The organism is Arcobacter pernae (genome assembly GCF_049472135.1).
Classification (GTDB): Bacteria; Campylobacterota; Campylobacteria; order Campylobacterales; family Arcobacteraceae; genus Arcobacter_B.
The window spans coordinates 129,201-138,706 of sequence record NZ_JBMOVV010000008.1 but is presented as its reverse complement, the minus strand read 5'-3'; the positions used below and the strand labels follow the sequence as shown (position 1 = coordinate 138,706).

General features: G+C 27.6%; 11 protein-coding genes. 6 read left to right on the top strand and 5 right to left on the bottom strand.

What is annotated here, in order from left to right:
- Both ACH5BF_RS10575 and ACH5BF_RS10570 read right to left on the bottom strand, forming a co-directional pair.
- Positions 1–671: cbb3-type cytochrome c oxidase subunit I (locus ACH5BF_RS10575; RefSeq protein ID WP_423274203.1), on the bottom strand; the 671-nt coding region annotated here is incomplete at its 3' end.
- Positions 672–819: 148 nt separating this feature from the next.
- A complete protein-coding gene (locus tag ACH5BF_RS10570; protein WP_423274202.1) occupies positions 820–1,545 on the bottom strand; it encodes a sulfite exporter TauE/SafE family protein in 726 nt (241 codons plus the stop codon).
- Positions 1,546–1,648: 103 nt separating this feature from the next.
- Here ACH5BF_RS10570 and ACH5BF_RS10565 point away from each other — a divergent pair, with 103 nt between their 5' ends.
- The 4 genes from ACH5BF_RS10565 to ACH5BF_RS10550 all read left to right on the top strand — a co-directional run bounded on the left by ACH5BF_RS10565 (position 1,649) and on the right by ACH5BF_RS10550 (position 3,520).
- Positions 1,649–1,912: a CBU_0592 family membrane protein gene (locus tag ACH5BF_RS10565; protein WP_423274201.1), complete on the top strand. Its 264-nt coding sequence runs from the start codon at positions 1,649–1,651 to the stop codon at positions 1,910–1,912.
- Positions 1,909–2,169, top strand: a complete 261-nt coding sequence (locus ACH5BF_RS10560; RefSeq protein WP_423274200.1) for a hypothetical protein — start codon at positions 1,909–1,911, stop codon at positions 2,167–2,169. Before ACH5BF_RS10565 ends, ACH5BF_RS10560 begins: the two co-directional genes overlap by 4 nt.
- A 113-nt stretch (positions 2,170–2,282) precedes the next feature.
- Complete coding sequence (locus ACH5BF_RS10555) at positions 2,283–2,936, top strand: peroxiredoxin-like family protein (RefSeq protein ID WP_423274199.1); 654 nt, start codon at positions 2,283–2,285, stop codon at positions 2,934–2,936.
- A gap of 11 nt (positions 2,937–2,947) precedes the next feature.
- Positions 2,948–3,520 (top strand): TetR/AcrR family transcriptional regulator, encoded by a 573-nt coding sequence (locus ACH5BF_RS10550; protein WP_423274198.1) that lies wholly within the window; start codon positions 2,948–2,950, stop codon positions 3,518–3,520.
- A 37-nt stretch (positions 3,521–3,557) separates the two neighbouring features.
- Here ACH5BF_RS10550 and ACH5BF_RS10545 read toward each other — a convergent pair whose 3' ends face one another.
- Positions 3,558–3,983: a globin domain-containing protein gene (locus ACH5BF_RS10545; protein WP_423274197.1), complete on the bottom strand. Its 426-nt coding sequence runs from the start codon at positions 3,981–3,983 to the stop codon at positions 3,558–3,560.
- A gap of 139 nt (positions 3,984–4,122) precedes the next feature.
- Between ACH5BF_RS10545 and ACH5BF_RS10540 the strand changes: the two genes are divergently transcribed.
- Entirely contained in the window at positions 4,123–4,911 is a 789-nt protein-coding gene (locus tag ACH5BF_RS10540) for an exodeoxyribonuclease III (protein WP_423274196.1), read from the top strand.
- A gap of 11 nt (positions 4,912–4,922) precedes the next feature.
- On the opposite strand, the gene ACH5BF_RS10535 is transcribed toward ACH5BF_RS10540, so the two are convergent.
- Positions 4,923–5,822: a glycosyltransferase family 9 protein gene (locus ACH5BF_RS10535; protein WP_423274195.1), complete on the bottom strand. Its 900-nt coding sequence runs from the start codon at positions 5,820–5,822 to the stop codon at positions 4,923–4,925.
- A gap of 180 nt (positions 5,823–6,002) precedes the next feature.
- Between ACH5BF_RS10535 and ACH5BF_RS10530 the strand changes: the two genes are divergently transcribed.
- Entirely contained in the window at positions 6,003–6,692 is a 690-nt protein-coding gene (locus ACH5BF_RS10530) for a class I SAM-dependent methyltransferase (RefSeq protein WP_423274194.1), read from the top strand.
- 194 nt (positions 6,693–6,886) lie between these two features.
- Here the strand turns inward: ACH5BF_RS10530 and ACH5BF_RS10525 are convergent, their stop codons facing one another.
- The gene (locus ACH5BF_RS10525; protein ID WP_423274193.1) at positions 6,887–9,490 is read right to left on the bottom strand and encodes an ABC transporter substrate-binding protein; all 2,604 of its coding nucleotides are present in this window, start codon (positions 9,488–9,490) and stop codon (positions 6,887–6,889) included.
- Positions 9,491–9,506: the final 16 nt, after the last annotated feature.

Genomic DNA, 9,506 nt, shown 5'->3' with positions numbered 1-9,506 from the left:
AATGCAACAGCATTGTGACCATACCACCATTGAACTAATGCATCATTTGTACCTGCATACATAGAAACAGAGTGAATCCACGAACCATAACCAGATACTAACGCAGTTGGAACTTCCATATTGTTAAATAAATATAACATTGCAACAGCAATAAATGTAGCAATGAAATACCAAATTGAGATATATAAAGTTCTCTCTCTTCTAATTCCAATTAAACCAAAAATAGAGATACCCCATAATACCCACCATACAACAACTAAAATGTCTAATGGCCACTCTAATTCAGCATACTCTTTTGAAGTTGTAATTCCCATAAATAGAGTAACAACAGCTAAAAGAATCGTGATGAAGTATAATACAAAGTGTAATTTAGCAATCGTCATTAAAAATGGTGATTCCTTAATTGAAACTTTTAAAACTCTTTGACTTATATAATACCATGCTGTAAAAACTCCACTTAAAGTAAAACCAAAAGTAACTGTATTAGTATGTAGAGGTCTTAATCTACTGAAAGTACCATATTCCCCTGCTAAATTATTTAAACCTGGGAAAGCTAGTTGAAACGCTAATATAACACCAACTGTCATACCAAGAACACCAAATAAGATTGTTATAATACTAAAGGCTCTTGCAACTGAGTAATCGTACTCAATTTTTGCACCGTTTTGCATCAATCTCCTCCTAATAATAATGAAATGTAAGTTTTATTTATAAATAATAAACAATTATAAAACTAAAAAAACTTACTATTTAGACTTTATATAAACTTGGTGTCTAGTTAGTGGTATGAGAAGATTAAAATAATATATTTATTAGAAACTAATTAAAGAAGGGAATAAAAATAGTAACTATCAACTTAATAGCTAAAAAAGATAATAAAACTTTTAAAACAATAGCAAACTTTTTTCCATCTATTTTATTTCTAAGTTTTGTTCCTACATATGAGCCTAAAATAGCTGCAACTATCATAACTATAATAAGTTCAATATAATCAAAAAATACAAAACCTAAATAAATAAAAACAAGAACTTTTAAAATATGTGAGATACTCATCAAAGCTGCACTAGTAGATACTACTTTATTTTTATCCTCATAATCTTTATAAAGAAGTGTTAAAGTAAGTGGCCCAGTTGCTCCAACTACTACAGATAATCCTGATTGAAAAAAACCTAAGATATAGTAGTTTTCAAACTTTTTGATTTTTTCATTAAACTTTTTTGACCAAAGAGATAAAAGTATATACACACCAATAAATAAAGGAACATACTCTAAAGATATAAGTGAAATTATACTAGCAAAAAGCCCTACTCCAAGAAGTGAACCAACTAAAAACTTAGGAATAGTTTCATACTGTATATCTTTGTATCCAAAGACTGCACGGCTTATGTTACTTGACATTTGTGTTAGACCATGCACTGGAATTATGGCATTTACAGGTAAAAAAGATGGAAGAACTGCTATTAACATCATACCACCACCAAGTCCAACAATAGCAGCTATTGCAGATGTAAAAAATGAAACTAGTCCTAAAATAATCTCAGTCACAATGAGTCTCCAAACTTTTAATATATAAAAGATACTAAATAAAGCCTTTATTATCAAAAAAAAGCTACAATCGCCACTTTGAAAAAACAAATAGGAGTATATTTTGGATATTTACCAATGGATAGGTTTTGTAGGAATGGCTTTTGTTGTTTTTGCTTATTTACTTTTACAAATGAATAAATACACTATTAGATCAATACAATATCAACTTTTAAACCTAATTGGAGCTATCTTACTTTTAATATCTCTTTTTGTACACTTTAACTTAGGCTCTTTCATTATTGAAATATTTTGGATAGGAATTACAATTTATGGAATAGCAAAAAATATAAGAGAAAAAAAGAATAAAAAAAAGGAAGAAGAATGAAATATATAATATTTACAAGTTTACTATTTACAAATATTTTATATGCTAATTACTCATTTAATAATCAAAATGACAAAAACATTGATATGCATGGAGGAAAAGGTGATAAACTTATAAATTCAAAATCAGCTTTTTCAAACAATAATATGAATTCTTTATCAATAGGAATAAATAAACCCCAAAAGCCTAATGCACCGAAGCCTTTAATACCTCAAAACAAACCTGAAGCTACTAAAAAAACTACACAAAACAAATAAAAACTAAATAAGAAATCAAAAAAGTGCTTGACACAAGTTTGATTTCTTGTTAATATTTCAACAGACCAACTGGTTGGTTTTAATCTAAATAACAAAAATAAAAGGAATTATATATGTCAAGATTAATAGACAATATAAAAAAATATCAAGATAACTTTAAACAAAGAGTATCAAAAGACATACAAAAGATTATGCTTGAAGCAACACAAAAACTAAAAGATGAAAAGCTATCAAAAAATGCTTTAAAAGTATCAGATATAGCAAAAGACTTTACTTTAAAAAATCCCCTAAACAAAGATGTAAATTTAAACAAACTACTTGAAGAAAATAACTTTGTAGTACTAAACTTCTACAGAGGAGCTTGGTGTCCTTATTGTAACTTAGAACTTAAAGCTTTAGAGTCTATAAATAAAACACTTATTAGAAATAAAGCCAAACTAGTAGCTATCTCTCCACAAACTCCTGATGCAAGTTTAACTACAAAAGAGAAAAATGAACTAACTTTCGAAGTATTAAGTGATACAAATAATGAAATAGCAAAAGAGTATGGACTAGTGTTTTCTCTTGCCGATGAGTTAAAACCTATATACAAAAACTTCGGTATTAACATTCCAAAATCAAATAATGAAGATAGTTTCAATCTTCCTATGCCTGCAACTTATGTGATAAATAAAAACAAAGAAATAATTTATGCTTTCATAGATGAAGACTATACAAGTAGAAGTGAACCACAAGAAATTTTAGATATAATTGCTAAAAATTCATAAGGTTTAAATAAATGCAAGATGTAAGAAGTAGATTGATTGAAGCGACATTTCAAGAAGTCTTTTCTAAAGGATACCAAGCAGCTTCTCTAGCTCATATTTTAAAACGAGCAGATGTTAAAAAAGGTGCGATGTATCACTACTTTCCTTCAAAAAAAGAGATGGTTTTATCTATGATTGATGAAAAAATAAAATTAAGAATTGAAAATAAGTGGAAAGACTTAGCAAATACAGAAGAAAATATTATAGATTCACTTATATCAATTTTAGAAGATATTAATAGTTGGGATTTAAAAAATGGTTGTCCTTTAGGAAACTTACTTCAAGAATCCCTTGATTATGATGAAGATTTTGCAAAAGCCTTAACTACTATTTTAGATGAATGGAAAGAGTTTTTTTCAAACATCTTGCAAAAAGCAAAAGATAAAAAACAAATAACGCAAACACTAGATACAAAAACTTGTGCAACTTTTTTAATAGCCTCAATTGAAGGTGCTTTACTACTTAGTAAAAAACATGAAAATGAAAAAGATTTTAAAGACACTATGAAACATCTAATTGCATATATAAACTCATTTAGAGTTTAGACTAAATACCTTATAAGTATTTAGTCTAAACTTATATCTATGATATTTTAGAATAAGCTTCTTTCTCTTTTTGAATTAATACAGTTGCTAAAAAATCATATGCTTCAGCCCAAGCGTTAGCTATTTCTAAAGTACAAGATTCACCTAAAACTTTTTGAAAGGCTTTTAATAAAGCATCTTTTACCATAGGATAATGTTCTGCTTGAATATTTGTTTTTACGTGAGCATTTACCATTGTTTCTATTCCTTTTGTAAGATTATCTAACTTATCAATATTACTAGCATAAGCATAAATCGCATTTGCCAATTTTTTTGGTTGGTCATCAGTCGCATCTTTAAATAAAACCTTTGTTTCTGGATAAGTAGAAAATAAAATCTCATACATTGTATTTGTAATTTCATCTTTTTTATCTCTCACAATTGGAGCAGTTGTTTTTATAATTTTTATTGTTTTGTCATTCATAATTTATTCCTTTTTTAATAATTTGGCGAAGTTTATCAAAATAGGATATTTTTTGTCTTGATTAGAATCAAGATAAAAATAATACAAGACTATTCTGATATAATTTCAAAATTTAATAGATATTATAAGGTATAAATAAATGGCAAAAACATATAAATTTATTTCATGGAATGTAAACGGTATTAGAGCAGTTGATAAAAAAGAGGCTTTAAAATGGGTAGATGAAGCAAATATTGATTTACTTGGTATCCAAGAAACAAAATCAATGAAATCACAAATTCCTGACTCAATCTTTGATAAAGAATACAAAACACTATTTGCTAGTGAATCAGCTATCAAAGGAAGAAGTGGAACAGCACTATTTACAGATATAGAAACAACTTTTGAGTGCAACTGTCCTAGTGTAGATGTACTTGATGAGGGAAGAATAAACGAAGTTCACTTTACTTTAGGTGAAAAAGACATAGCATTTTTTAATGTATATTTTCCAAATGGTCAGTCAAAAGATGAAAGACTTACATATAAAATGGAGTTTTATGATAGATTTTTAGAGCATTGTGAAAACCTAAAAAAAGAAGGAAAATCTATCATAGTTTGTGGAGATGTAAATACAGCTCACACAGAAATCGACATAGCAAGACCAAAAGCAAATGAAAAAACATCAGGTTTCTTACCAATGGAAAGAGATTGGATAACTAAGTTTCTAGAGCATGGTTATATAGATACATTTAGACTTGTAAATGGTGATATAAAAGACAAATATTCATGGTGGTCATACAGAGCAAATGCAAGAGCAAACAACGTTGGCTGGAGAATTGACTACTTTTATATAAGTGAAGATTTAAAAGACTTTGTAAAAGATGCTTATATCTTAGATGAGATTATGGGTAGTGATCATTGTCCTATTGGACTTGAGATTGAGTTATAAGAGTTAAACTCTTATAACTTAAACAGTTTTAAAACATCTTGGGCTTGAACAGTATAATCAGGCTCATCCTCATAAGGATCCACTTCTTTATAAACTATAGTTTCAAGTGGATTTTTCCACTGATTTCTTTGCTCTATCTTATCATATGATGTTGGTAAAATTATAGAGTTTACTCTATAAACAGCAGCTAACTGCATAGGTCCACAATCTATTCCTAAAAATAAATCAAGAGCAGCGATTTTCTCTACTAAATCAGTTATAGAAGTTTTACCTGCTAGATTTTCATAATTTGTAATACCATTTGCTTGTAGTTCTTCTTCAATCACACTACAAATATCAACTTCATTTTTACCACCTAGAAGTACTATGTCATATTTAGCAGATAAAGCAACAGCAACTTTAGCAAACTCTTGTGGTGGCCATCTTTTTACATCTGCGTAAGTTGAGCCTGGGTGAATACCAAAAGTAGGTTTCTTAAACCATTGGGGTTTAAAGTGAAGCATTAAATCCCCTGCTTTGTATGATGTATCTAAAGTTTCATTTACAAAGTCATTGTATTTTTCTACTTGGTGAATATCTTTGTTGTTTGAAGTATAACTTACTTTCTTTTTTGCATTTACAAAATAAACAAAAAACTTAGATAAAAAACCATCTTTAAAAGAGATAACTAAATCTTGTTCATCAAAACTTTTAGCCATTCTAAAAAGTGAAATAAGCGTAAAAAGACTTTTAGAAGTCTCTTCAACAACAAGGTTTTTAACTCTTTTATCTTTAGAAAAAAGTTGCGTAGAAACACTAGAACCTACAAAAGTAACTTCAGCGCCTCTATAATGCTTCAAAAGATTCTCAATAGCAGGAGTAATCAAAACAGTATCTTCAATCAATTCAGGTAGCTCAACTAATAACTTCATCTATCTTCCCAATGTATAAATATTTTATGTATAATATACATAAATTTTCTTTGTATTAGTTGAGCTTTTTTGATTAATATGGCAATTTTATCATAGCTTTTTTTAAGTGTGTGGAGGGGTAACTTTTCACAATTAAGAAAACAACTGCTAAAATCACTCAAAAACAAAAGGTATATAATTATGAATGATTTTGATTTTCTAAATAAAGATACTTTTGAAGCAGATAAATACAAAGATATGGTTAAGTCTTATCAAGAAAAAGATAAACCAACTCAATGGTTTGACCATATTTATGAAAGTGCCAAGGGTGACTATACAAAGGTGTTTTGGGCTGATTTAGAACCAAGCCCTTATCTTATATCTTGGCTAAGAGAAAACCCTATAAACAAAGCGAATAAAAGAGCTTGTGTTATTGGCTGTGGTGTTGGTGATGATGCACAGGCTTTAAGTGAGTTTGGCTTTGAAGTTATAGCTTTTGATATTTCGCCAAAGGCTATAGAGCTTTGTAAAAACAGATACCCAAATACAAAAGTACAGTTTGTAGTAGCTGATTTATTTGACTATCCAAAAGAGTGGTTTGAGAGTTTTGATGTAGTTTATGAGTGTAATACTATTCAAGTTTTACCAGATGAGTATAGAAAAAAAGCTCGAACTTCTATGACTTCACTTCTTTCAAAAGGTGGATATATTTTAGTTTCTTGTAGAAGTAAAGATGAGCATGAAAAAGAAGATGAAATACCAAAACCATTAAGCAAATCAGAAATAAATGAGTTCATAACAATACAAAATCTAAAAGAGCAAAGTTTTTTAGCTTATGATGATGACCAAGTACCAAGTGTACCTCACTTTTTTGCAGTTTATAAAAAATGATTTTTATTGTTCAAAAAGTCTTAAAGATTTGAGAGAATCTATAAATTCTACTTCTTGAATACTTTTTGGAACATGCTCTATTTTATAAAAACTGCTCTAAAAGTAAGAGATTTTGATATTGTTTTGTTATATAAAATTAAGAAATATTATTAAAACAACTTTCACAAAATCCCTTTTTAAGGGATTTGTTTTATTTACTGAATTGATAATGTTATAGTAAACTCAGCACCAGTATATACCATTTCATTATATTTATAACTTACATTATTCGCTTCAATGGTACCAGTCATCCCATCTACTATTAAATTATAGGTCATATGTAACCCTAAACCTATACCTTGAGATTTATGTTTAGTAGTAAAATATGGTTCAAAAATTCTATCTATAATATCTTCTGGTATTCCACCTGCATTATCTTTTAATTTAATAATTACATGATCTTCCATTTTTGAAGTAGTTATAAAGATATATCTTTTCTCTATGTTTTTTTCTTTCAATGCATCATTTGCATTATTAAATATATTTAAAAAACATTGTATTAGTTCATTTGGATAACCATTTATATTTATAGTGTTTTGGATATCTAATATTATCTCTATATTATGCTTCTTTATATTTCCATCGGCAAGATGTAAAAAACTAGTAATAGTATCACTTAAATTAAATTCTACTTGTTCTCTATCACCTTTAATAAAATTTTTAAAGTCATCTATTGTTTTAGAAAGATATTGCGCATTTCTATTTATGGCATTACAATATTCATTGAGTTCTTCATCTGAAAGTATATTATGTTCTTTTTGTACTTGTATTCCCGTAGCAGAAGTAGATATAACAGAAAGAGGTTGTCTCCATTGATGAGCTATATTTCCTATCATTTCACCCATTGATGCTAATTTTTCTGATTGAAATAGTTTTTCTTCTATCTTTTTACTATTTTCAACTTCTAAAACTATCCTATGTTCAAGATTTCTATTAATTTCACTTATCTCTTTAGTTTTCTCTTTAACTAAATATTCTAAATTATTATTAGCTTTTTTTAAGATGTATTGTCTATATAAAAACAACAAAATAATAATAAATACAAAACCTAAAATCTGCCAAATTAATGTATAATCAGTTCCTTTTTCATATTTTATAGATACCCAATTGTTTAATATCTCTTGTTGCTTTTTGCTATCAACACTCTTTACTGCTTTATTTAGTATATTCAATAAAATTTGATCATCATTTCGAACTCCAATACTAAGAGCTGAATTTTCATCGAATTTACCTGCTATTTTTAGATTGCCAAATAAACCTTTTTGAAACTGCAAACTTATACTTGGCAGTATTCCTATATAACCATATAGTTTATCTTCATTTACTTTCATTAATCCATCTTGAATATTTTTCACTTCGACTATGATTAAGTTTGGATATCTGTTTTTTAATAGTTCAGCATAAGGATAACCTTTTACTACTCCTACCCTTTTATTTTTAATATCTCCAATATTATTTATAAATGGTACATTCAATTTTGTTGCAATAACTATTGGTGCATTTAAATATGGTACAGTAAAATTAAGATATTTTTTTCTGCTAGGCGTTTCCCTTGCCAAAGATAAAATATCACATTTCCTATTTTTTGCATTTTGTAAAGACTCACTCCATGTTTTTGTTTTTAATACAGTTATATCTATATTTAAATTATTTCTAAAAATATCATAATAATCAGCTGTCATCCCAATATGTTTACCATTCTCATCAAACTTTTCAAATGGCATAGCATTAGGGTCTATACACATAATAATATGTTTTTTCTCTTTTAGATATATTTTTTCTTTCTGCGTCAAACTAATATTATTAATATTTTCATTGTATATAAATTTATTTATATCAATTGGATTGTCTAATAAACCCATAACATTGTATAAATCAGCAATTCTTTGTAATTTAGATAATTTAATCTCCCCAAGTTCATTAGTATTGTAAAAAGATAGTTTTTTAAGTTCTTGACCTTCAAAAATAATTTCTTCTAGGGATAAGTTCTGAGTATTGTATTTTTCATGAATTAGTTTTGCTGTTTCTTCTATATGGGAATATGCATATTCCCATCCTTTTAATGAAGCTTCTTTAAAAGTTTTTACCATTTTAGGGTCATTAGAAATTAAATAATCACTTGTAAATAACAGATCACTATACATATCAAAACCATACTCTTTTGGTGCAAACATATTGTAATCTATTCCTTGTTTTTGTAAAATGAACGGTGATTTAGATGTATATGCAGAGATAATATCAGTCTTTTTTGTTATTAAATCATTTATATTATGATTATGTTTTAAAAACTCTAAATCTTCTAAATTGACATTTTTAGATTTTAGCATTGCTTTAATAGAAACTTGATTTACATTTGAAATTGTTGTCATGATTCTTTTATTTTTAAAATCTGAGATTGAATTTATTTTTGATTCTTTTGTAGTTAAAAGAACAAGAGGACTAGCTTGAAACAAAGCATATAAAGCAACAATGTTTTTATACTTAGCTCTATCTAAAATTAAAGCCTCTCGAGCAATTGCAAAGTCAATTGTATTATTGCTTACCTCTTTAGGTATATCTATTCCAAACTTGAATGGTATTATTTCAACATCTAATCCAAGTTCTTTATAAAAGCCTTTCTCTTTTGCAATATAATAACCTGCAAATTGAAATTGGTCAAACCAAGATAATTGCAGAGTGACTTTTTTAACTTCTGATGCTGCGATTAAGGACTGCGTGAATAATAGTAATGGGATAATAAGTCTATATAAATAATTCATAAATTAAGTATACAAA

Excerpts from the sequence above, each read along its gene's own strand:
- ACH5BF_RS10550 (WP_423274198.1), top strand. The coding sequence starts at position 2,948 with ATGCAAGATGTAAGAAGTAGATTGATTGAAGCGACATTTCAAGAAGTC.
- ACH5BF_RS10555 (WP_423274199.1), top strand. The coding sequence starts at position 2,283 with ATGTCAAGATTAATAGACAATATAAAAAAATATCAAGATAACTTTAAA.
- ACH5BF_RS10540 (WP_423274196.1), top strand. The coding sequence starts at position 4,123 with ATGGCAAAAACATATAAATTTATTTCATGGAATGTAAACGGTATTAGA.
- ACH5BF_RS10545 (WP_423274197.1), bottom strand. The coding sequence starts at position 3,983 with ATGAATGACAAAACAATAAAAATTATAAAAACAACTGCTCCAATTGTG.
- ACH5BF_RS10525 (WP_423274193.1), bottom strand. The coding sequence starts at position 9,490 with ATGAATTATTTATATAGACTTATTATCCCATTACTATTATTCACGCAG.
- ACH5BF_RS10530 (WP_423274194.1), top strand. The coding sequence starts at position 6,003 with ATGAATGATTTTGATTTTCTAAATAAAGATACTTTTGAAGCAGATAAA.
- ACH5BF_RS10560 (WP_423274200.1), top strand. The coding sequence starts at position 1,909 with ATGAAATATATAATATTTACAAGTTTACTATTTACAAATATTTTATAT.
- ACH5BF_RS10535 (WP_423274195.1), bottom strand. The coding sequence starts at position 5,822 with ATGAAGTTATTAGTTGAGCTACCTGAATTGATTGAAGATACTGTTTTG.